This window comes from Afipia sp. GW822-FHT03D08 (assembly GCF_058801645.1).
Window position 1 is genome coordinate 250,189 of the sequence record NZ_JBXANK010000003.1, and the last position, 21,053, is coordinate 271,241.

General features: G+C 61.8%; 20 protein-coding genes. 4 read left to right on the forward strand and 16 right to left on the reverse strand.

Annotated features, from left to right (window positions below; genetic code table 11):
• Positions 1-11: 11 nt before the first annotated feature.
• Entirely contained in the window at positions 12-335 is a 324-nt protein-coding gene (locus AC1RM7_RS20360; protein WP_006022788.1) for a YkgJ family cysteine cluster protein, read from the reverse strand.
• Positions 336-339: 4 nt separating this feature from the next.
• Positions 340-1,041 carry a helix-turn-helix transcriptional regulator gene (locus AC1RM7_RS20365; protein ID WP_024919642.1) on the reverse strand — a complete coding sequence of 234 codons (702 nt, stop codon included), beginning with the start codon at positions 1,039-1,041 and terminating at the stop codon, positions 340-342.
• A gap of 104 nt (positions 1,042-1,145) precedes the next feature.
• Here AC1RM7_RS20365 and AC1RM7_RS20370 point away from each other — a divergent pair, with 104 nt between their 5' ends.
• Positions 1,146-1,874: a glutathione S-transferase family protein gene (locus AC1RM7_RS20370; protein ID WP_024919641.1), complete on the forward strand. Its 729-nt coding sequence runs from the start codon at positions 1,146-1,148 to the stop codon at positions 1,872-1,874.
• A 90-nt stretch (positions 1,875-1,964) separates the two neighbouring features.
• On the opposite strand, the gene AC1RM7_RS20375 is transcribed toward AC1RM7_RS20370, so the two are convergent.
• Together AC1RM7_RS20375 and AC1RM7_RS20380 are read right to left on the reverse strand one after the other, a co-directional pair.
• On the reverse strand, positions 1,965-2,588 hold the full coding sequence (locus AC1RM7_RS20375; protein WP_024919640.1) for a pyridoxamine 5'-phosphate oxidase family protein: 624 nt from the start codon (positions 2,586-2,588) through the stop codon (positions 1,965-1,967).
• Between the two features lie 78 nt (positions 2,589-2,666).
• The gene (locus tag AC1RM7_RS20380) at positions 2,667-3,218 is read right to left on the reverse strand and encodes a carboxymuconolactone decarboxylase family protein (protein WP_024919639.1); all 552 of its coding nucleotides are present in this window, start codon (positions 3,216-3,218) and stop codon (positions 2,667-2,669) included.
• A gap of 125 nt (positions 3,219-3,343) precedes the next feature.
• Here AC1RM7_RS20380 and AC1RM7_RS20385 point away from each other — a divergent pair, with 125 nt between their 5' ends.
• Positions 3,344-4,243: a LysR family transcriptional regulator gene (locus tag AC1RM7_RS20385; RefSeq protein WP_024919638.1), complete on the forward strand. Its 900-nt coding sequence runs from the start codon at positions 3,344-3,346 to the stop codon at positions 4,241-4,243.
• Between the two features lie 37 nt (positions 4,244-4,280).
• On the opposite strand, the gene AC1RM7_RS20390 is transcribed toward AC1RM7_RS20385, so the two are convergent.
• Both AC1RM7_RS20390 and pobA read right to left on the reverse strand, forming a co-directional pair.
• Positions 4,281-4,712 carry a PaaI family thioesterase gene (locus tag AC1RM7_RS20390; protein ID WP_024919637.1) on the reverse strand — a complete coding sequence of 144 codons (432 nt, stop codon included), beginning with the start codon at positions 4,710-4,712 and terminating at the stop codon, positions 4,281-4,283.
• A gap of 270 nt (positions 4,713-4,982) precedes the next feature.
• Complete coding sequence (gene pobA / locus AC1RM7_RS20395) at positions 4,983-6,152, reverse strand: 4-hydroxybenzoate 3-monooxygenase (RefSeq protein WP_024919636.1); 1,170 nt, start codon at positions 6,150-6,152, stop codon at positions 4,983-4,985.
• Positions 6,153-6,405: 253 nt separating this feature from the next.
• Here pobA and AC1RM7_RS20400 point away from each other — a divergent pair, with 253 nt between their 5' ends.
• A complete protein-coding gene (locus tag AC1RM7_RS20400; RefSeq protein ID WP_024919635.1) occupies positions 6,406-7,551 on the forward strand; it encodes an ABC transporter substrate-binding protein in 1,146 nt (381 codons plus the stop codon).
• Between the two features lie 190 nt (positions 7,552-7,741).
• Here AC1RM7_RS20400 and AC1RM7_RS20405 read toward each other — a convergent pair whose 3' ends face one another.
• The 4 genes from AC1RM7_RS20405 to AC1RM7_RS20420 form a co-directional block, all read right to left on the reverse strand.
• Positions 7,742-8,749: an adenylate/guanylate cyclase domain-containing protein gene (locus AC1RM7_RS20405; protein ID WP_024919634.1), complete on the reverse strand. Its 1,008-nt coding sequence runs from the start codon at positions 8,747-8,749 to the stop codon at positions 7,742-7,744.
• A gap of 276 nt (positions 8,750-9,025) precedes the next feature.
• A complete protein-coding gene (locus AC1RM7_RS20410) occupies positions 9,026-9,757 on the reverse strand; it encodes an ABC transporter ATP-binding protein (protein ID WP_024919633.1) in 732 nt (243 codons plus the stop codon).
• Entirely contained in the window at positions 9,754-11,526 is a 1,773-nt protein-coding gene (locus tag AC1RM7_RS20415; RefSeq protein WP_024919632.1) for a branched-chain amino acid ABC transporter ATP-binding protein/permease, read from the reverse strand. The genes AC1RM7_RS20410 and AC1RM7_RS20415 overlap by 4 nt, the downstream gene beginning before the upstream one ends.
• Before the next feature lie 3 nt (positions 11,527-11,529).
• Positions 11,530-12,570 (reverse strand): branched-chain amino acid ABC transporter permease, encoded by a 1,041-nt coding sequence (locus AC1RM7_RS20420; protein ID WP_006022776.1) that lies wholly within the window; start codon positions 12,568-12,570, stop codon positions 11,530-11,532.
• A 186-nt stretch (positions 12,571-12,756) separates the two neighbouring features.
• Between AC1RM7_RS20420 and AC1RM7_RS20425 the strand changes: the two genes are divergently transcribed.
• A complete protein-coding gene (locus tag AC1RM7_RS20425) occupies positions 12,757-13,278 on the forward strand; it encodes a MarR family winged helix-turn-helix transcriptional regulator (RefSeq protein ID WP_006022775.1) in 522 nt (173 codons plus the stop codon).
• A 123-nt stretch (positions 13,279-13,401) separates the two neighbouring features.
• On the opposite strand, the gene AC1RM7_RS20430 is transcribed toward AC1RM7_RS20425, so the two are convergent.
• The 6 genes from AC1RM7_RS20430 to AC1RM7_RS20455 form a co-directional block, all read right to left on the reverse strand.
• A complete protein-coding gene (locus tag AC1RM7_RS20430) occupies positions 13,402-14,685 on the reverse strand; it encodes a glycerate kinase type-2 family protein (RefSeq protein ID WP_024919631.1) in 1,284 nt (427 codons plus the stop codon).
• A gap of 170 nt (positions 14,686-14,855) precedes the next feature.
• On the reverse strand, positions 14,856-16,085 hold the full coding sequence (locus AC1RM7_RS20435; protein ID WP_024919630.1) for an ABC transporter substrate-binding protein: 1,230 nt from the start codon (positions 16,083-16,085) through the stop codon (positions 14,856-14,858).
• A 219-nt stretch (positions 16,086-16,304) separates the two neighbouring features.
• Entirely contained in the window at positions 16,305-17,534 is a 1,230-nt protein-coding gene (locus AC1RM7_RS20440; RefSeq protein ID WP_006022772.1) for an ABC transporter substrate-binding protein, read from the reverse strand.
• A gap of 171 nt (positions 17,535-17,705) precedes the next feature.
• Entirely contained in the window at positions 17,706-18,935 is a 1,230-nt protein-coding gene (locus AC1RM7_RS20445; protein WP_006022771.1) for an ABC transporter substrate-binding protein, read from the reverse strand.
• A 216-nt stretch (positions 18,936-19,151) separates the two neighbouring features.
• Positions 19,152-20,168, reverse strand: coding sequence for a branched-chain amino acid ABC transporter permease (locus AC1RM7_RS20450; RefSeq protein WP_006022770.1), 1,017 nt, complete (start codon positions 20,166-20,168; stop codon positions 19,152-19,154).
• Between the two features lie 2 nt (positions 20,169-20,170).
• Positions 20,171-21,049, reverse strand: a complete 879-nt coding sequence (locus AC1RM7_RS20455) for a branched-chain amino acid ABC transporter permease (RefSeq protein WP_006022769.1) — start codon at positions 21,047-21,049, stop codon at positions 20,171-20,173.
• Positions 21,050-21,053 lie beyond the last annotated feature (4 nt).

The following is a 21,053-nucleotide window of genomic DNA, read 5'->3' on the forward strand; positions in this document are numbered from 1 at the left end:
TGGTTCCCGGATCACTGATCGCCGGGTATGGAACCGGCGATTTCCGGCAGTCCGAACCGCCGGCGCGCCATGCCGCATTCGGGATCGCCCGGCATGCAGGTGCGGCAGACTTCGGGCCGTACATCATAGATCCCGCAGGCGGTCGCGGTTCCGACCTTGCCGGTCAGCGCCGAACACCGGTCGCCGTCGCAGCGCATGCCCGACAGCCGGTCGTTGACGAACTTCTCGGGAATGAGATCGAGCGCGGCGTCGTCTTCCACTGTGAAGCGTGGCCAGTTGCTCGAATACGAGCAACAGGCTCCGCAGCTCTGGCAGGGATTGTCGGTTGCAGTCATGATGTCAGCGTTCGTGCATGTTGTTGTGGAGCGCAAAGGTCTTCATCCATTTCGTCCGCAAGGCGGCGCGGCGCTCCGGATATTTTTCGTCGAGAAACACGGCATCGGTCATGCGGTCGATCCGGAAGCTGCGAAAGTCCCTTCGCAATTCGCACCACGCCGCCAGCATTCGCACGGTTTCCAGATAGCCGACCGCAATCGGCCAGACCGTGCGTTTGCTCTCCCGGCCCTGCTCGTCGCGGTAATGCAGCAGGACTTTCTTGCTGGCGTAGATATGCGCCCGTAATTGCGTCATATCGATGCTGTCGGGCGTCGCGTCCCATTTCGGCGGCGTCCGGCTGGCGGGCTCAAGCGCCAGCGGTTGCAGCCGCTCGGGTATCGTCTCGACGATCTTGGCGATCAGGTCCTGCGCCGCCTTTGCCAGCACCGGGTCGGCCCGCCTGGCCACCCATTGCGCGCCCAGGACTGCGGCCTCGATCTCGTCGGGCGTCAGCATCAGCGGCGGCATGTCGAAGCCTTTTTCCAGCACATAGCCGGTGCCGGCCTCGCCGCGGATCGGTACGCGCTGGCCAATGAGCGTGGCGATATCGCGGTAGATCGTGCGTTTCGAGGTTTCCAGCTCCTTCGCAATCGCCTCGGCGGTCAGCGGCTTGCGGGTGCGCCGCAGCACCTGGATGATCTGGAACAGCCGGTCGGCGCGCCTCATTTAGGGTCTCTTATGGGTCTCTTGGGTCGCTTGCTGCTGACAGTATGGTGGCAGCAGGGGGTATCTACAAACGGGCATCTTTTCAACGCGCAAGGATGCTCCCCATGATCACCCTCTATGGCATCGGGCCCGGTTTCGGCCTCCCGGAAATCAGCCCCTACGTCACCAAGACCGAGGTCCAGCTCAAGATGGCCGGCCTGAAATACGTCAAGCAACAGGCGATGCCGGACACCTCGCCGAAGGGGCAACTGCCCTATATCGATGACGCCGAGGAGCGGATCGCCGATTCCACCTTCATCCGTCTGCATCTGGAAGCGAAACACGGTTTTGATTTCGACGAGGTGCTCGACGAGCGCCAGCGCGCCGAAGCCTGGGCGATCGAGCGGATGATCGAGAATCATTTCAACTGGGCTTCGGGCTATACGCGCTGGCTGATCCCCGACAATTTCGCCAAGGGACCGGCGCATTTCTTCGACGGCGCGCCTGAGCACCTCCGCGACGCGATCCGCGAGGATGTGCTCGGCCGGGTTGCGGAGAACATGCGGATCGCGGGTCTCGCACGCCATACGCCCGACGAGATTACCGAACTCGGCGCCCGCACGCTTTCCGCGCTGTCGATGCTGCTCGGATGGAAGCCTTATCTGATGGGCGACAAGCCATGCGGTACGGACGCCACGGCCTTTGCATCACTGGCCGGCCTGATGACGCCGTTCTTCGATTCACCGCTGCGCCAGCGCGCGCTGGAGTTCTCCAATCTCGTCGCCTACGTGGACCGGATGATGGCGCGCTACTATCCCGAGCATCCCTGGCAGCGGTTGCTGATGGCGGCGTAACTCCAATCGTCATTGCGAGGAGTGAAGCGACGAAGCAATCCATACTTTTTTGAAGAGTGGATTGCTTCGCTTCGCTCGCAATGACGAGCTTTAACTCGCCGATTTCTGCTTCAACCGCGCTACTTCCGCCTCAAGCTCCGAAATCCGCGCGTCGCGCTCGGCAATCGCTGCCGCGACGTCGGCGGCGTCGAACTTCATCGGAATGTGCTGCGGGCAGTTGCTGTCCCATGCGGTGATATTGAACAGGATCGCCTGCTCGGGCTTCGCCTTGTAATCCTTCGGCATCAGTGTAGCGATCAGCGCTGGATCGTCCTCGACCACCCGCGCCTCGCCCCAGATCTTGATCCGGCGGCGATTGACGTAATCGATCAGGAAAATATAGGCTTTCGGATTCTCGCTGAGATTCCCCTGCGTGATGTACTGCCGGTTGCCGCGAAAATCTGCGAAGGCCAGCGTGGTCTTGTCGAGAATCCTGATGAAGCCCGCCGGGCCGCCGCGATGCTGGATATACGGCTGTCCCTCGGCATTCGCGGTCGCCAGGAAAAAGCTCGTCTGCTCGCCGATGAAGGCGGCCAGCGCTTCATCGATCTCGGTGCGAAAGCCGCCGCCGTCTTCCATATGCGCGTAGCCGCCGCGCGATCCCTTGCGGGCCTGAATGGCTTTCACGGCCGGCGTAAAGGCAACGTCGCTCGAATAGGACTGGGTGGTTGTCATCTCACACCTCGTTGATTGGGCCGGCGTTCGATTGCCCGCCGGATGAGCCGTAGTCCCACCCGGCGGCCTCTATGCAGACTAGGCCGCGGCGCGGCGCGACACGACAGGAAAGTCGATCTCGGTCTTCAGCGACTCGTTGACGTAGTTCGTGAATGTGTTGATCGCGACATGGGCAATGATCTCGATGATCTGCGCATCGGTGTAACCCGCTTGCCGGACTGCCTGCACGGCGTCGTCGCCGACCTGACCACGCGCGTTCGCCAACTGCGCCGCAAAGCGCACTGCGGCATCGGCCTTGACGTCGGTCGAGCCGCCGTCCCGGTTGGCGAGAATCTCATCGTCACTCAGCTTGGCGAGATTCTTGCCGAAATAGGAATGCGCCGACAGGCAGTAGCCGCAGCCATTGATCTCTGCGACAGCGAGGGCGATCCGCTCGCGCGTTCTGACATCGAGTGTGCCCTTGCCGAGCGCGCCGTTCATGCCAAGGTAGGCTTCCAGGCTGGCGGGACTGACGCCGACAAGGCGAAACAGGTTCGGCACTCTGCCGATCTGCTTGTTCACCGCCTCCAGCAGGGGGCGCGATTCCGCCGGGGCAGCTTCGATCGAGGTGGGGGTTGGGATCAGGGACATCAACATCATCCTTTTTCGTGGCGAACCGGCCCGTTGCCGTTCGTCGTGCGAAAGATGTGTTGTTTCTTGTTCCGGGACAATTAATGGAATTGACAGTACATAATTGCACGATATGAAATAATGCCATGGACAGGATCGACGCCATGCGCGCCTTTGTTTCTGTGGCAGACCTTGAGGGGTTTGCTCCCGCTGCGCGCAAGCTTGGCCTGTCGGCGTCTGCGGTGACGCGCCTGATCGCGAGTCTGGAAAATCATCTCGGTGCGCGGCTGCTCCAGCGCACCACGCGCTCGGTGACGCTCACCGATGTCGGTGCGCGTTATCTGGAGCGGGCACGGCGGATCCTCGGCGATCTTGAGGAGGCCGAAAGTTCAGTCCAGGCCGAACGCAGCAAGCCATCGGGCCGGCTGATCGTCTCAGCGCCGCTGATGTTCGGACGGTTGCATGTCGGCCCGGTGATGTCGGCCTATCTGAAACAGTATCCTGATGTCAGCGCCGAACTGCGGCTGTCGGACCGGACGGTCAGTCTCGTGGATGAAGGGATCGACCTTGCCGTGCGCATCGGCCATCTGGCGGATTCCAGTGTGATCGCGCGTGCGGTGGGTGACATGCGGCGGGTTGTGGTGGCATCGCCGCGCTATCTCAAGGCGCGCGGTACGCCGCAGAAACTGTCTGACCTCGCCGATCATGAGGTGATCCAGTTCTCGGGCAGCAGCGCGCTGGTGGAGTGGCGCTTTGTCGAAGACGGGCGCGAAATCCGCGTGCCGAATACGTCGCGCTTTGCAACCAACAGCACCGATGCTGCCGTGCTCCATGCCGAGCAGGGCGGAGGCCTCATCAGTGTCCTGGCCTATCAGGTGGCGGAATCGCTCAAGGCAGGACGGCTCAAGATCGTGCTGGCGAAATACGAACTTCCGCCGATGCCGATCCATCTGGTGTATCCGACCTCGCGGCTGCTGTCCGCGAAGGTCCGCGCGTTCATCGATCTCGTGGTCGCGCAGACCGACTGGCGGTTCGGGACGAAGTAGCGGCGAAGAGCCGTGTCATGGCTCGCAATCACGGTCGCTATTTCTTCCGCGCAATCTTGAAGGTTGCGTTGGCGCGCGCGCAAGGTTCCCCGTCGGCCGTGACCAGGCATTGCGCGAAGCAGATCGAACCGCCGATCTTCATGAAGTTGGTGTCGATCTCAAGCCACTGCCCGATATTCGCCGACCCGAGATAATCGACCGAGAGGTTGATGGTGACCAGCCCGAGAAGATTGCCGGCCTTGAGGCTGCAACTCAGTCCCATCGCATTGTCGGCAAGCGCCGCGATCAGCCCGCCATGGATCAGCCCGCGTGAATTGGTGTGTGCCTCGGCGAGGCGAAGCCCGAGAATGTAGGCTTCCGGCGTCGCCTTGAAATAGATCGGCTCCCAGGGCTCGGTGAGCGGACTGCGCCGTGGATGGCGCGCGAAGCCTTCAGGGACGGCGGCATCTGATGTTTCTGGCGTTGTCATCTCAGCTCTTTCGAATGAGTGCTATGTGGTTCGCTCGCATCATAAAGCCGGCGTCGCGCGCGATCATTCGAAATCAAGTTTGAAACACGGTATCGCTGCATGTTTGAAACAACGGCGGCGTTACTTCACCTCTCCCCGTTTACGGGGAGAGGTCGGATCGCTCTTGCGATCCGGGTGAGGGGCGGCTTCCTTTCATTGAGGCGTGCCCCTCACCCCAACCCTCTCCCCGCAAGAGCGGGGCGAGGGGGCTGATCGTGTTTGCCTCGAGGTTTAGTACGGCAAGCCGACATAGTTTTCCGAAAGCGACATCTTCGCGGCGTCGGATTCGATCAGGTAGTTCAGCTCCGCGATCTGGATGCGCGAGCTGAATTCATCGGTGCCGGGGAATCGATGCAGCATCGATGTCATCCACCAGGAGAAGCGCTCGGCCTTCCATACCCGGCTCAGCGCGCGCCGCGAATAATCGTCGATACCCGCCGGGGATTTGTCGGCGTAGAACTCGCGCAAGGCGATGGAGAGATAGTGCACGTCGCTGGCGGCGAGGTTCAGTCCCTTGGCGCCGGTCGGCGGCACGATATGCGCGGCGTCGCCGGCCAGGAACAGCCGGCCGAACCGCATCGGCTCGGCGACGAAGCTCCTCAGGGGAGCGATGCTCTTTTCGATCGACGGTCCGGTGACCAGGTGATCGACCGCTTCCTGATCCAGCCGCCGCTTCAGCTCCTCCCAGAACTTGTCGTCCGGCCAGTTGTCGACATGGTCGTCGAGCTTGCATTGGAGATAGTAGCGGCTGCGATGCGCCGAGCGCATCGAGCACAGCGCAAAGCCGCGCTCATGGTTGTTGTAGATCAGTTCGGGCGAGACCGGCGGCGTTTCCGACAGCAGTCCGAGCCAGCCGAACGGATACACCCGTTCGAACAGCTTCAGCGCGTCCGGCCTGACGCTCTGGCGGCTGACGCCGTGGAAACCATCGCAGCCTGCGATGAAATCGCACGCGATCTCGTGGGTGGTGCCGTCCTTGACGTAACGCACCCGCGGCTGGCCGCTCGCAAAGTCATGCAGGCTCACATCGCCGGCGTCATAGACAGTGGTGAGCCCGGCCTTGATCCGCGCATCCATCAGATCGCGGGTGACTTCGGTTTGCCCGTAGACAGTTACCGTCTTGCCGGTGGCCTGCGTCATATCGATGCGGTGACGCGCACCGTTGAACGCCAGTTCGATGCCGTGATGGATCAGGCCATCATGGTGCAGCCGCTCTGCGACACCGACCTGTTCCAGCAGGCCGACGGTGCCCTGTTCGAGCACGCCCGCCCGGATTCGCGCGAGGATGTAGTCGCGATCCTTGCGCTCGAAGATAACGTTGTCGATGCCGTAGCGGTGCAGCAACTGTCCGAGCAGCAAACCCGCCGGGCCTCCGCCGATGATGGCCACCTGTGTCCGCAATCTGTGTCTCTCCTGGCCGCGCGAATATGGTTTGCGCATCGCTAAAATTGATTATACCAGATAACAATATCCGAAAAGGCCGTTCGAAGGCTGGCGCATCATACCAATGTACATGCGGAAAGCATTGCAAATGGCCGCTAACTTCTATCTGAATGGCGGCAATCGAAACCGGATGGTGCACCGCAAATAGTTCGTCCGGTCAATCATTAACGACTGTCAGAAACGTCAAAAGAGACTTTCAAGGGAGGATCACATGAAGACTTTCACATGGACCGCCGCGGTTCTTGCCGCCGCGATGGCTTTGCCGGGCGCCGTGCTCGCGCAGGACATCACCATCGGCATCAGCATCAGCACCACCGGTCCTGCGGCTGCGCTCGGCATTCCTGAAAAGAACGCGCTCGAATTCGTCCCGACCGAAATCGGCGGCGCCAAGATCAAGACCATCCTGCTGGACGACGCCGGCGATCCGACCGCGGCAACCACCAACGCGCGCCGGTTTGTGACCGAATCCAACGCCGACATCATGATCGGTTCGTCGACCACGCCGCCGTCGATCGCGATTTCGACGGTCGCCAACGAAGTCGGCGTACCGCAGCTCAGCCTCGCGCCGCTTCCGATCACGCCGGCCCGCGAGAAGTGGACCGCCGTGATGCCGCAGCCGGTTCCTATCATGGGCAAGGTGCTCTACGAGCACATGAAGAAGAACAACATCAAGACCGTCGGCTATATCGGCTTCTCGGATTCCTACGGCGATCTCTGGCTGAACGATCTCAAGACCCAGACCGGCGCCATGGGCGGCATCACTATTGTTGCCGAAGAGCGCTATGCGCGCCCCGATACGTCGGTGGCGGGCCAGGTGCTGAAGCTGGTTGCGGCCAATCCCGACGCGATCCTGATCGGCGCATCGGGCACCGGCGCGGCGCTGCCGCAGTCAGCGCTGCGCGAGCGCGGCTATAAGGGCCTGATCTATCAGACCCACGGCGCGGCGGCGATGGACTTCATCCGCATTGCTGGTCCTTCGGCGGAAGGCGTCATCATGGCCGCCGGTCCGGTGATGGCTCCGGAAGGCCAGCCGGACAGCGCGCTGACCAAAAAGCCCGGCATGGCGCTGAACACCGCCTACGAAAAGAAGTACGGCGCCGACACCCGCAGCCAGTTCGCGGGCCATATGTACGATGCTTTCGAGGTTCTGAAGCGTGTCGTGCCGGTGGCGTTGAAGACGGCGAAGCCCGGCACGCCGGAATTCCGCGAAGCGATCCGCAAGGCGTTGCTCTCCGAGAAGGAAATCGCCGCCAGCCAGGGCGTCTATAACTTCACCGAGACCAACCGCTTCGGCACCGACGACCGTTCGCGTCTCATTCTCACCGTGAAGAACGGCAAGTATGAAGTCGTGAAGTAGTTTTCACCTCTCCCCGTTCTGACGGGGAGAGGTCGCAAGCAAAGCGAGCGGGGTAAGGGGCTAATCATCATCCGGGACTTGCCCCTCACCCCGACCTTCTCCCCGTAAACGGGAAGAGGGAGTTGGCCCGGCCATCCAAGTCGTCGACTGTGTAAACGTCTGCCATGCCGGCATGTTATTTGATGCCTGTTCAGCCAAGACCCATCACGGCCAGTCCATCGGACCTGCCGCGAATGTCACGGACTCCGAGATCGTGCAGCGGAGCCGGGAGAGGGGATTTAAACTGCTCGATCGCTGCGCGCGAGGCGACAAAGCCGCCGTCCACATTGCGGCTGAGCTCTTCCAGCCGGGCGGCGGTGTTCATCACGTCGCCGTTGAACACAATGGCGCGCTTGATATCTCCGATTTCGCCGACAATGACCGGACCGAAATGCAGGCTGCCGCGGATTCTCGGCGCGACGCCGAATTCTTTCTCAAAACGGCTTTGAAGTTTTTGCAAGGTGTTGCGCATGGCCAGAAAGCAGCGCAGCGGCCGGCAATCGATCGCGCCCGAGGCTTCTGACCAGGTCACGATGATCTCGTCGCCGACATAGTTCAGCACCTCGCCCCGGCTATCGATGATCGGTCCGGTCAGGCTCCGGAACGTCTTGTCCAGAAAACTATGGATTGCGAGGCCGCCGAGACGTTCGGCGAGAGCCGTCGAGCCTGCAATGTCGACGAACAGGACGAACCGGCTTTCCTCGACCGGTGTGTGGTATCGTCCGGTGACCAGATGGAGGAAGGCGCGCGGCCCGATGATGTTGCTGATCGCGAACAGCAGGTTCAGCGCGATTGCAAACACGGCCGAGAAGATAATGGGCGTCCAGACATTCTGATTGGGATCCGGCGTCAGGCCGGCGATCAGAACGCCGAGATCGAAATACTGCACCGGAATGATCACGGCGGCATAGAACGCGCTGCGGATTGCAAGGTTTGCAGTGAGCGGCAGGCTTCCCAACCAGTCGCGCAGCGGCCCCGACGAGGCGAGAAGCTCGAATGTGCCGATCGCGCCGCTGATCAGAACACCGTAAATGATGCCGATGGCAAGTTGCGACGGCGAAAAGCCGACGCGGGCGACAACAAAGATGATTCCGCCAAGCGCGCCGGTTGAGAGAATTGCCGTTAAAAAACGCAGCTTTCGCTGTGAGCGCGCGTCCATGACCGAAGTGCCCCCGCACCAGGATGTTGCGGACGGTAGTATCAGCCAGAACGGAGAAGATTGTTAGATGGTTTTGGCTTTCACCACAGACACGGTGTCGTCTTCGCGAAGGTCCGGCATCGGCATCAAGCGATAATGGACTCCCTCTCCCCGTCGGGGAGAGGGTTGGGGTGAGGGGGTACCAAATCCTCAATCGAAAATTCGAACCCCCTCACCCGCTCGCTTTGCTCGCGACCTCTCCCCCGTGGGGAGAGGTGAGAACAGCTCGTTCCCGCGCTACAGCCTGCTCTCTTCGCCGTGCTGGAAGCCGAGATAGCTCGCCACCACGCGCTGGTCGCCGCTGATCTCTTTCGCCGAGCCGCTCATGATGAATTCGCCAAGCTCCATCACATAGGCGCGGTCGGCGATCTCGAGCGCGGCGCGGGCGTTCTGTTCGACCAGCAGCACCGAGACGCCAGCCTGCCGCAGTTCGCCGATGGTGCGGAAAATATCCGCAACGATCAGCGGCGCGAGGCCGAGCGAGGGCTCGTCCAGCATCAGCAGTCGCGGCTGGCTCATCAGGGCGCGGCCCATCGCCAGCATCTGCTGCTCGCCGCCGGAGAGCGTGCCCGCAAGCTGGGTGCGGCGCTCCTTCAGGCGCGGGAACAGCGCAAAGACGCGCTCCTTTTCGCTGGCGGCCTTCGCGCGCGGCACACGGAAGCCGCCGAGTTGCAGGTTCTCCTCGACCGTCATGGTGCCGAACAGCTCGCGGTGCTCGGGGACGATGCAAAGTCCTGCCGCGACCCGGTCCTCGATATCGAGGCGCGAGATCTGCTGGCCGGAGAAAACCACGCTACCGGAGAGCGGCAGAATTCCCATGATGGCGTTGAGCAGCGTGGTCTTGCCCGCGCCGTTGGCGCCGACAATGGTCACGATCTCGTCGGCGTTGACGTCGAGCGAGACGCCCCGCACGGCTTCGACCTTGCCGTAGGCGATGTGCGCATTCTCGACGGACAGCAGCCTGGTCATGATGCCGTCCCCAGATAGGCCTTGATCACATCGGGGTTGGCGCGAATGGCCATTGGCGTGCCCTCGGCGATCTTGGTGCCGAATTCCAGCACGACGATGCGGTCCGCGATATCCATCACGAAGCCCATGTCGTGCTCGACCAGGAGGACCGACATGCCCTCGGCGCGCAACTGGCGCAGCAGCGCCGACAGCTTCTGTTTCTCCATGTGGCGCAAACCGGCGGCCGGCTCGTCCAGCAGCAGCAGGATCGGATCGACGCACAGCGCGCGGGCGATTTCCACGATGCGTTGCTGGCCGAGCGAAAGGCTGCCCGCAAGCTGATGCATCTGGTCGGCGAGGCCGACCCGCGCGATCTGCTTTGCCGCTTCGGCGAGCAGCGCGGCTTCATCCCTGCGGTCGAGCCGCAGCATGCTGGCGATCGCACCGGCATGGCCGCGCAGATGAGTGCCGATGGCGACGTTTTCCAGCACGGTCATGTCCGGGACCAGCTTGACGTGCTGGAAGGTGCGGGCGACGCCAAGCCTGGCGATGTCCTGCGGCGGCGCGTTGTCGACGTTGTGGCCGAGAACGGAGATCGTTCCGCCCGACGAGCGCAGCACGCCGGTGATGAGATTGAAGGTGGTGCTCTTGCCTGCGCCGTTGGGGCCGATCAGCGCCACGATCTCGCGGGCCTGAACGTCGAACGATACGTCGTTGACGGCGATCACGCCGCCGAACTGTTTGCGCGCGGCCTGAATGTCCAGCAGCGTTTCCGACGCCGGAACCGCCTTGCTGCGCGGCGGCAGCGTGGCTGCATCCTTTGGTACCGGAAGTTTTGCGGTGTCGAGTTTCAGCAGGGCGGCGAGGCGCGGCCACATGCCGCCGGGCGCGACCTGCAACAGTGCCACGAGAAGAATGCCGAAAATCACGGTTTCGAGTTGCGCCGAGCCGTGAAACACCACCGGCAGGAAGCTCTGCAGGAATTCCTTGAGCACGACGACAATGCCTGCGCCAAGCACTGCGCCCCAGACGTAACCAGCGCCGCCGACCACCGCGATGAACAGATACTCGATGCCGGCGTTCAGGCCGAACGGCGTCGGATTCACCGCACGCTGGAAATGCGCATAGAGCCAGCCGGACAGACCGGCGAGCACGGCGGCATAGATGAAGACCAGCAGTTTGGCACGCGCGGTCTGCACCCCGAAGGCTTCCGCGGCGATATGGCCGCGGCGCAGCGCGCGGATCGCGCGGCCGGTTCGCGAGTCGAGCAGGTTCACCGTCAGCAGCGCGCAGACGATCACCGCGAACCAGATCGCGAAATAGATCTTGCCGGGATCGGTCAGTTGCAATCCGCCGATGGCCAGCGGCGGAATGCCCGAAATGCCGTCGTTGCGTCCGACGAGCTCAAGCTTGCTGAACAGGTAGAACAGGCTGATGCCCCAGGCGATGGTGCCGAGCGGCAGGTAGTGGCCGGACAGGCGCACGGTAATGAGGCCGAGAATGACGGCCGCGACGCCGCTGACCATCAGCGACAGCGGCAATGTCAGCCACGGCGACAGTCCGTAAGATGTGGTGAGGATCGCGGTGGTGTAAGCGCCAAAGCCGCAGAACGCGGCCTGGCCGAACGAGGTGAGGCCGCCGACGCCGGTCAGCAGCACAAGGCCCATCGCCACCAGTGCAGCCAGCCCGATATTGTCGAGCAGCACGATCCAGAACGGCGGCATGCCGGGAATGAACGGGATGACCGCCATCACCAGCGCGAACACGATCATGCCCCAACGCTGTGTCATCGCCTAATCCCCTTCCTCTTCGACCTCTGGCGTCGCCAGCGAGCGAAGGATCAGGACCGGAAGCAGCAACGTGAAGACGATGACCTCCTTGAAGTTGCTGGCATAGAACGACGAGAACGCCTCGACGATGCCGACCACCAGCGCGGCGGTGGCGGTGAGGGGATAGCTGACAAGTCCGCCGATAATGGCGGCGACGAAGCCTTTCAGGCCGATCAGGAATCCGGTGTCGTAATAGATCGTCGTAATGGGCACGATCAGGATGCCGGAGATCGTGCCGATCACGGCGGCGAGCAGGAACGCGACCTGTCCCGACAGCGTGGTGCGGATGCCGACGATGCGGGCGCCGAGGCGATTGACCGCGGTGGCACGCAGCGCCTTGCCGTAAAGCGTGTAGCCGAACAGCAGCCACAGCCCGACGATCAGGAGGATAGTGATGGCGTAGATGGCGATGCTCTGGCCGGTGAACCGCAGCGGGCCGATGGTAAAGGCGGCGGTGGCAATCGCCGGCGCGCGGAGGCCTTCAGGGCCGAAGAACACCAGACCCAGCCCCTGCAAGGCGAGATGCACGCCGACCGATGCGATCAGCAGCACCAGAACGGACGCATGGGCGATAGGCTGATAGGCGATGCGATAGAGATAAAGCCCGATCGGCGCGACGATCACGATCGACAGCAGGAAGTTGACGATCACATTGTTCTGCCGGCCCGCGAGCAGCGTGGCCAGTCCCCAGATTGCGAGCGGCAGCAGGATGTTCAGCGCCAGTGAGTGAACGAACCTGCGTCCGTTCATCGTGCTGCGCCCGGCGATCATGTCGAATGCGAACGCAACCACGCCCATGCCGAGTGCGAGCAGGGTCGTGCCGGGCACCTTGCCCGTGGCCAGCACGGCAAAGGTCAGCGCGCCGAAGGTGACGAATTCGCCCTGCGGGATCAGGATGACGCGGGTGACGGCGAACACCAGAACGAGCGCGAGCCCGAGCAGCGCGTAGATCGCGCCGCTGGTTATTCCGTCCTGCAACAGGAACAGAAGGATCGTGCTATCCAAGGCGTCCCCTCAAGCGTCGTGTGCAGACGGGTTGAAGCGCCCGGCGCACCGAAAGCGGCGGTTGAATTCCGCCGTCGCTGTTTGATATGTTTCATAACGATTATTGAGTATAATCACAAGACTTGGCCGCCTTTGAACATCGAGGCGCCCTTATAGCAAGAGCAGACCGACGACAGGAAGCGCACGATGGCTGTTTCCAGGACCGCGAGCACCGCTGCCGCCAAAGCCAAAAAGCGCCCGGCCGCGGCGCGCACGCGGACGGTATCTCCTGTCGCCCCGATCCGGATAGGGGATCTGTCGGATTTCCTCGGCTATTCGCTCAAGCGCGCACAACTTCGGATTTTCGACGACTTCATCGGCTGCGTCGCGGCGCTGCAACTGACACCGGCACAATTTTCCGTCCTGATGCTGGTGGACACGAATCCCGGACGAAACCAGACCGAGATCGCCTCGACCCTCGGCATTCTGCGGCCGAATTTCGTTGCCCTGCTGGATGAACTGGAAAGCCGGGATCTCTGTGTCCGCGTCCGCTCCAGCAGCGATCGCCGCTCGCACATTCTAAAACTGACGGACAAAGGCCGCGCGGTTCTGTCGCGGGCGCGCAAACTGATCGAGACCCGGCACGAGGCGCGGCTTCGTGAACTGCTCGGCAACGAGAACCGCGATCTGCTGCTGGCGATGCTCGGCAAGATCGCACAGGAGTTTTAAGTCGTCATTCCGGGGCGCGAGCTTTTTGCGAGCGAGCCCGGAATCCACCGACGACCGTTCGACGAACCTATCTGGATTCCGGATCAGCCCACTGCGCGGTCTGTCCGGAATGACGCCGGTGGCTTACGGATCCACCAGAATGATGCGGATGTCGTTGACGTTGGTCAGCGTGGGCCCGGTCATGAGAAGATCGCCGGTGGCCTCAAAGAACGCTGTCGCATCGTTATTGGCGAGATAGGCCTTCGGATCGAGCTTGAGCTCGCGCATCTTTGCAAAGGTGCGCTGATCGAGGATCGCACCGGCCGGATCGGTCGGATGTCCGGCGCCGCCGTCCGCGCCGTCGGTGTCGCCGGCCAGCACGCAAATGCCCGCCCTATCGGCGAACAGGCTTGCAAGTGCGAGCACGTATTCCTGGTTGGGCCCGCCGCGTCCGTTGCCGCGCACGGTGACCGTGAGTTCCCCGCCGGACAGCACCGCGAGCTTCCTGCCCTCTGCGTGCGCCTTCAGCGCGATTTGCGCATGGGCGGCGGCGACATCGCGCGCTTCGCCTTCAAGATCGGCGCCGAGTGCAACGACCTCATAGCCGGCGTTTCGCGCAACAGCCACCGCGGCATCCAGCGATTCCTGCGGCCGCGCGATGATTTTGAAGTCCGCGCGCGCGAACGCGGCGTCGCCGGGCTTGCAGCTTTCGTTGTGTGGATCGTTCAGCGCCGCGGCCACGGCGTCGTCCGCCTTGATTTGATAACGGGCGACGATCTCGCGCGCGTCGGCCAGCGTGGTGGTGTCCGGCACCGTCGGTCCCGAGGCAATGGTTGCGGGATCGTCGAACGGCACGTCCGAGATCGCCAGGGTCAGAACCTGCGCGGGCGCGGCGGCGCGGGCGAGCCGGCCGCCCTTGATGCGCGACAGATGTTTCCGGACAGTGTTCATCTCGCCGATCGGCGCGCCGGATCGGAGCAGGCTCTTGTTCATCGCCTGTTTCTGCGCGAACGAAATTCCGTCCGCCGGTGCGACCCAGTTCGCCGAACCGCCGCCGGACAACAGCACCAGAACGAGATCGTCTTCGCCCGCCGCTTCGGCCAGTTCGAGCGTTCGCGCCGCGGCCTTCATGCCTGCTTCATCGGGAACCGGATGTCCCGCCTCGACAACCTCGATGCGTTTGGTGGGCATGCCGTATCCATGGCGCGTGGTGGCAAGCCCCGACAGCCGCGCCGGATCAATATGACCGCCGTCGAGATAGTGCCGTTCCGCAGCATGCGCCAACGCACCGGCGGCCTTGCCCGCGGCCAGACAGAGAATCCGCCCGCGCGGCGGCGGCGGCAGGTGCTCGGCAAGTATCCGGTCGGGATGGGCTGCGGCGACAGCGGCGTCGAAAATGGCACGCAGCAAAGGGCGTTTGTCGGTCATCAGGTCATCGCTTGGCGCTACACGGACTCAAAGACATGACATGATCGGCCGGACGTTAAAAGGCCCTCCGCAAGGTTATTGCGGAGGGCGGAAATGTTTTCAGAAGTGCCTGTCTGGAGCGGGGAAGTCGGATTTCCGGGCTGGAAATCCGGCTCCTTTCCTGCTGATTGTCAGCCGCCGATCTCGCCGCTGATGATCGGGCCGAACAGTTCCCAGCGCTCGCCCTTGAACTTCATCATCTGCAACTGCTCGATCGGAGCAAAGTCAGTCGGGCTGGTGTTGATCTTGATGCCCGGCAGGCCCATTTCCTGTTGCAGGTCCTTGATGCTGGCGGCCTGCTTCATGACGTTCTCGCGGGTGAGATTGTCGCCGCACATCTTCAATACATGCACCATGGTCTGCGCCGAGCTGTAACCGTACGCGACCGACGAGTCGGCGCGGTTGGCTTCGGGGAAATACTTCGCAAGGAACGCATCGAAGTTCTTCACGCCCGGATCGTCTTTCCACTGCGGATCGGTCGGGTCCTTGCCGTAGGTGGCCGAGATCACGCCCTGCGCATTTTCAAAACCGGCAGGCTTGATCACCGATCCTGTGGAGGAGGCGACGTTGTTCAGGATGAACAGCGGCTTCCATCCGAGTTCGGCGACTTTCTTGATCGACTGCGCGCCGAACTTCGGCGTGGTGATGCTGACGAACACATCGGCGCCCTTCGATTTCAGCGCGACGATCTGCGAGTCCACCGTAGGCACCGATGTCTCGTAAGGCTCTTCGGCCACGATCATCGACGCGCCCTTGGCGCCGAGACCATCCTTCAGGCCCTTCAGCACGTCTTTTCCGAAGTCGTCGTTCTGGTAGAGAATGCCGATCTTGCCGTCCGGTTTCTCCTTCATCAGGTACTTCGCATAGATCACGCCTTCGCTCTGGTAGTTGGGCTGCCAGCCCATGGTCCAGGGAAAGTTCTTCGGATCGTTCCACTTGGTCGCGCCGGTGGCGACGAACAGTTGCGGCACCTTTTTTGAGTTCATGTATTTCTGGATCGCCGAATTCGACGGCGTGCCGAGCGAGTTGAAGATCAGCAGGACTTCATCGCTCTCGACCAGCTTGCGGGCCTGCTCCACCGCCTTGGGCGGGCTATAGCCGTCGTCATAGGAGATGAAATTGATCTTGCGGCCGTTGATGCCGCCTTCGGCGTTGATCTTGTTGAAGTAGGCGGCCTGGGTCTTGCCGATGATGCCGTAGGCGGAAGCCGGTCCGCTGTAGGGCATGATGCTGCCGATCTTGATCTCGGTGTCGGTTGCGCCGGGGTCGTATTTTTTTTGGGCCAGTGCGCCGCTGCTCATCGCTGCGACAAAAGCGAAGGTCGCAGCAGCAGTGGCAAGTCGAGACGTCGTCATGGACATTATTTGCTCCCTGATTTTGTTCGTGTCCTCGGTCGTTTTTTTGAAAGCTCTTTTGGCTTTCGAGAGCTCTTGGCGGCTCGCTGTCATTCAATACCGTTTCGCCGGTTCGTTCAACGAAAAGCCCCCTGCGATAGCGTCGCAGAGGGCTCAATGTTTCATCAGGCGGAATATGAGGCAGAGCATTAACAACTAAGATCTGCCTTTTGCAGTGCGAAGGTCCTAGCCGCCGACCTCACCGCTCATCACATCGCCGAACAGCACCCATCGATCGCCCTCGAACTTCTGCAGTTGCAGTTGGCTGATCGGTGCGAAGTTGGTCGCGCTGGTATTGATCTTGATGCCCGGCAACAAGCCGTCGATTTGCAGGTTCTTGATGCTCGCCGCCTGCTTCATGACGTTTTCGCGGGTGAGGTTGTCGCCGCACGCCTTGAGAACATGAACCAGGGTCTGCGCCACATCGTAACCGACCATCACCGATCCGTCGGCGCGGTTGCCATCGGGGAAGTACTTGGCGAGGAAGGCATCGAAGTTTTTGATCCCCGGATCGTCCTTCCATTGCGGGTCGGTCGCATCCTTGGCGTAAGCCGCTGAGATGATTCCCTGCGAGTTCTCGAAGCCCGCGGGTTTCATGACGGTGCCGGTCGAGGCGCCGACATTATTCAGGATGAACATCGGCTTCCACTGCAGTTCGGCGACCTTCTTGATCGACTGGGCGGCGAACTTCGGCGTGGTGATGCTGATGAAGATATCGACACCCTTCGACTTGAGCGCGACGATCTGCGAGTCGACGGTCGGAACGCTGGTCTCATAGGGTTCCTCGGCGACGATCATCGTAGCCGCCTTGGCGCCGAGACCGTCCTTGATGCCCTTGAGGTAGTCCTTCCCGTAGTCGTCGTTCTGATAGAGGATGCCGATCTTGCCGTTTGGCTTTTCCTTCATCATGTACTTCGCGTAGATGCGGCCTTCGCTCTGGTAGCTGGGCTGCCAGCCCATGGTCCAGGGAAACTCCTTCGGGTCGTTCCACTTGGTCGCGCCGGTGGCGACGAACAGTTGCGGCACCTTTTTTGAGTTCATGTATTTCTGGATCGCCGAATTCGACGGCGTGCCGAGCGAATTGAAGATCAGCAGGACTTCATCGCTTTCGACCAGCTTGCGCGCCTGTTCGACAGCCTTCGGCGGCGAGTAGGCATCGTCGTACGAGATGAAGTTGATCTTGCGGCCGTTGATGCCGCCCTCGGCATTGATCTTGTTGAAGTAGGCCTGTTCGGTCTTGCCGATGACGCCGTAGGCGGAGGCCGGTCCGCTGTAGGGCATGATATTGCCGATCTTGATTTCGGTATCGGATGCGCCGGGATCGTATTTCTTTTGGGCAAGTGCGCCGGTGCTTGTCGCGGCGAGCAGGGCCACGGCGGCCGAAGCGATCGCTATTCGCGAATAGATAGCTGACATTACGTTCCTCCTTGGAATCGTGTTTGTGTCTTCGTTCTGTTTTTGATTTTTGAGCTCTTTGCGGCTCAGCAATATTCAATACCCTTTGCAGGCCCCGCACAACGAAAAGCCCTCCGCGACGGGGTCGCGGAGGGCTCGTTTTTGCGGCAGTCTGTTTCGCAGCGCGAAAGGTTAACTTCCGCCCATTCCGCCGGTGATGATCGGTCCCTGCAGCTCGTACTTCTCGCCCTTGAACTGCATGATCTGCAGCTGGTCGATCGGGTAGAAGTCGGTGGGGCTGGTGTTGATCTTCACGCCCGGCAGCAGTGTGTCGGGGACGAAGTCCTTCAGGTTTGCTGCCTGCTTCATGATGTTCTCGCGGGTCAGGTTGTCACCGGCCTGCTTGAGCACCTGAACCAGCGTCTGCGCCTGGCCGTAGCCATAGACGACCGAGCCGTCGGCCTTGTTCATGTCGGGGGCATACTTGGCGAGGAAGGCGTAAAACTTCTTCATGCCTTCATCGTTGTCCCACTGCGGGTCCGCGCCGTCCTTGGCGTAGGCCGCCGAGAGGATGCCCTGCGCGTTCTCGAAGCCGGCCGGCTTGAGCACGCTGCCGACCGATGCACCGACGTTGCTCTGGATGTACATCGGCTTCCAGCCGAGTTCGGCGACCTTCTTGATCGCCTGTGCGGCGAACTTCGGCGTGGTGAAGCTGACGAACACGTCGGCGCCGGAGGCCTTCAGCTTGATGATGTGCGAGTCGATGGTCGGCTCGGACACCTCATAGCTGTCCTCGGCGATGATCTGCGACGCCTTGGCGCCGAGACCGTCCTTCAGGCCCTTCAGCATGTCCTTACCGAAGTCGTCGTTCTGGTAGAGGATTGCGATCTTGGCGTCCGGCTTGGTCGCGAGCAGATGCTTGGCGTAAACGCGGCTTTCGCTCTGGTAGGCCGGCTGCCAGCCCATGGTCCAGGGGAATTCCTTCGGCTCGCCGAACTTGGTGGCGCCGGTGGCCACGAACAGCTGCGGCACCTTCTTGGCGTTCAGGTACTTCTGGATCGCGGAATTCGACGGCGTGCCGAGCGGTCCGAAGATGAGCAGGACTTCGTCGCTCTCGACCAGCTTGCGCGCCTGCTCAACCGCCTTCGGAGGGCTGTAGCCGTCGTCATAGGTGATGAAGGTGATCTTGCGGCCATTGATGCCGCCCTGATCGTTGATCATCTTGAAGTAGGCTTCTTCCATCTTCCCGATGACGCCATACGCGGACGCGGGGCCGCTGTAGGGCATGATGTTGCCGATCTTGATTTCAGTATCGGTCGCGCCGGTGTCGTATTTTTTTTGCGCGAGCGCATGGCCGCTCGTCATCGCGAGCGCGGCGACGGCCGACACTGCCGCTACGTTGAGCTTGAGTTTGGATAACATCGTAGTCTCTCCCTGAGATGCGGTATTCCGCCTAGCGGAAATCGGCTCCGGAAAGACATTATACCCCGAGAGGCTAAAATGAGGGGTCTGATTCAGATGAACTGAATCAGACCCCTGTCACCTGGTCCGGAAACCGATTTCCGGAAGCACCATGCGCAAACAATCAGATGCCGACAAGCCTGATTTAACGTCGTTAAATCAAACTTATGGCTACCCTTAGGATTTGCTCTTTTTGCGGAACAAAGCCTCGATGTAGTAGGCGACCTGCCGGGCGCCGTGGGGCAGCAGGAAGATGACGGCGAACAGGAAGACGCCGAACACCGCGCCGGACAGGCCCTTCGAGATGTGTTCCGCGACGTTGGGCACGAACACGATGAAGGCGGAACCGACCAGCGATCCCGGCAGCCAGCCGACGCCGCCGACCACCATGCCGACGAAGATCGCGATTGCGAGCTGGATGGTGAAGCTGTCGGGAGCCACGAACTGCACCACGATGGCGCCGAGCGCTCCGGCGATGCCGGTGAACGCAGCGGAGACGCCGAATGCCAGGGTCTTGTACAGCGGCAGGTCGACGCCCATCGCCGAGGCGGCAATCGGATTGTCGCGGATCGCCATCAGCGCGCGTCCGGACCGGCTTCGCAGCAGGTTGACGGCCAGGAGGTAGATGATTCCCGAGACGAACAGCGTGAAGTAGTACAGCCACATGTCCTGCGACATCTTGAGGCCGAACGGGGCGTCCGGCTTGGTGATGACGAGGCCCTGCACGCCGCCGGTCCAGTGCTCGAATACGTTCAGCTTGAGGATCTGCGGCATGGCCACAGCGAGTGCGAAGGTCGCGAGCGCGAGATAGACGCCCGAGAGCCGCAACGCCGGGAATCCGAACAGGAACCCGAAGATGAAGCAGACGAGGCCCGCGGCGGGAATCGTCAGCACATAGTTGACGCCGAGATGCTCCATCAGAATGCCGGCGGTATAGGCGCCGACCGCGTAGAACGCGCTCTGGCCGAGCGAGAACTGCCCGCTGCCGCCGGTGAGCAGATTGAGGGCCAGGATGGCGATGGCGTAGATCAGCACCATCGTCATCTGGAAGATGATGAAGTTCTTCACGAACAGCGGCGTGATGATCAGCAGCGCGAGCATCACGAGGGTCGTGGTGGTGCCGACCGTCATCGACTTCTTCGATGGCGCGGCGACCGCTGGAGCTTGCGAAACGGAGTCCTGAACGGTGCTCATGATTAAACTCGCTGAACGATGGCGCGGCCGAACAGACCGGACGGTTTGATGACAAGCACGACGATGATCAGTGCCAGCGCGATCGGAAGTTTCAGTTCGTTGCCGACACCCGGAATGTAGGTGCCGACGAGATTCTCGAAGACACCGACCAGGAAGCCGCCGACCACCGCGCCGAACGGCGAGGTGAGGCCGCCGAGCACCGCGGCTGCGAAGCCGTACAGCAGGATGCCGCCCATCATGTTGGGTTCGAGGAACACCACCGGCGCGATCAGCAGACCGGCGATGGCGCCGATGGCGGAGGCCATGCCCCAGCCGAGCGCGATCATCCAGCTCGTGTTGATGCCGACAAGACGTGCCGATTCAGGCAGCGACGCTGCTGCCCGCATGGCAAGGCCGATGCGCGTGAAGCGGAAGAAGAAGAACAGCAGCAGAAGCAGGACCAGCGTGACGCCGATCATGCCGGCCTGGTGGGTCGAGATCAGCTGGCTGCCCAGGAAGCCGGACGAACCGAACGGCGAGGGGAACTGCTTGATCGTGAAGTCCCAGGTCAGGCCCGCGACGCTGTTGAGGATCGCGAACAGTGCGATGAAGCCGGCGACATGCACCAGCACCGGCGCATTGGTCAGCGGCTTGAACAGCGCGCGTTCGATGACGATGCCGCCGATGAACGAGATCACCAGCGTCAGCAGGAAGGCCGGCCAGAACGACAGGCCCCACTGCATCAACTGCCAGGCGATGAAGGTGGAAAACATCGCCATTTCGCCCTGGGCGAAGTTCAGGTGGTCGATGGCCTGATAGATCATGACCACGGCCAGCGCCATGCAGGCGTAGATCGCGCCTGTGGCAATGCCAGCCAGGACTTGGTTGGTAAACAGTTCCATGGCT

Coding starts and splice junctions, on each gene's coding strand:
- AC1RM7_RS20360 (WP_006022788.1), bottom strand. CDS start 335: ATGACTGCAACCGACAATCCCTGCCAGAGCTGCGGAGCCTGTTGCTCG.
- AC1RM7_RS20365 (WP_024919642.1), bottom strand. CDS start 1,041: ATGAGGCGCGCCGACCGGCTGTTCCAGATCATCCAGGTGCTGCGGCGC.
- AC1RM7_RS20370 (WP_024919641.1), top strand. CDS start 1,146: ATGATCACCCTCTATGGCATCGGGCCCGGTTTCGGCCTCCCGGAAATC.
- AC1RM7_RS20375 (WP_024919640.1), bottom strand. CDS start 2,588: ATGACAACCACCCAGTCCTATTCGAGCGACGTTGCCTTTACGCCGGCC.
- AC1RM7_RS20380 (WP_024919639.1), bottom strand. CDS start 3,218: ATGTCCCTGATCCCAACCCCCACCTCGATCGAAGCTGCCCCGGCGGAA.
- AC1RM7_RS20385 (WP_024919638.1), top strand. CDS start 3,344: ATGGACAGGATCGACGCCATGCGCGCCTTTGTTTCTGTGGCAGACCTT.
- AC1RM7_RS20390 (WP_024919637.1), bottom strand. CDS start 4,712: ATGACAACGCCAGAAACATCAGATGCCGCCGTCCCTGAAGGCTTCGCG.
- AC1RM7_RS20400 (WP_024919635.1), top strand. CDS start 6,406: ATGAAGACTTTCACATGGACCGCCGCGGTTCTTGCCGCCGCGATGGCT.
- AC1RM7_RS20405 (WP_024919634.1), bottom strand. CDS start 8,749: ATGGACGCGCGCTCACAGCGAAAGCTGCGTTTTTTAACGGCAATTCTC.
- AC1RM7_RS20410 (WP_024919633.1), bottom strand. CDS start 9,757: ATGACCAGGCTGCTGTCCGTCGAGAATGCGCACATCGCCTACGGCAAG.
- AC1RM7_RS20415 (WP_024919632.1), bottom strand. CDS start 11,526: ATGACACAGCGTTGGGGCATGATCGTGTTCGCGCTGGTGATGGCGGTC.
- AC1RM7_RS20425 (WP_006022775.1), top strand. CDS start 12,757: ATGGCTGTTTCCAGGACCGCGAGCACCGCTGCCGCCAAAGCCAAAAAG.
- AC1RM7_RS20430 (WP_024919631.1), bottom strand. CDS start 14,685: ATGACCGACAAACGCCCTTTGCTGCGTGCCATTTTCGACGCCGCTGTC.
- AC1RM7_RS20435 (WP_024919630.1), bottom strand. CDS start 16,085: ATGTCCATGACGACGTCTCGACTTGCCACTGCTGCTGCGACCTTCGCT.
- AC1RM7_RS20440 (WP_006022772.1), bottom strand. CDS start 17,534: ATGTCAGCTATCTATTCGCGAATAGCGATCGCTTCGGCCGCCGTGGCC.
- AC1RM7_RS20445 (WP_006022771.1), bottom strand. CDS start 18,935: ATGTTATCCAAACTCAAGCTCAACGTAGCGGCAGTGTCGGCCGTCGCC.
- AC1RM7_RS20450 (WP_006022770.1), bottom strand. CDS start 20,168: ATGAGCACCGTTCAGGACTCCGTTTCGCAAGCTCCAGCGGTCGCCGCG.
- AC1RM7_RS20455 (WP_006022769.1), bottom strand. CDS start 21,049: ATGGAACTGTTTACCAACCAAGTCCTGGCTGGCATTGCCACAGGCGCG.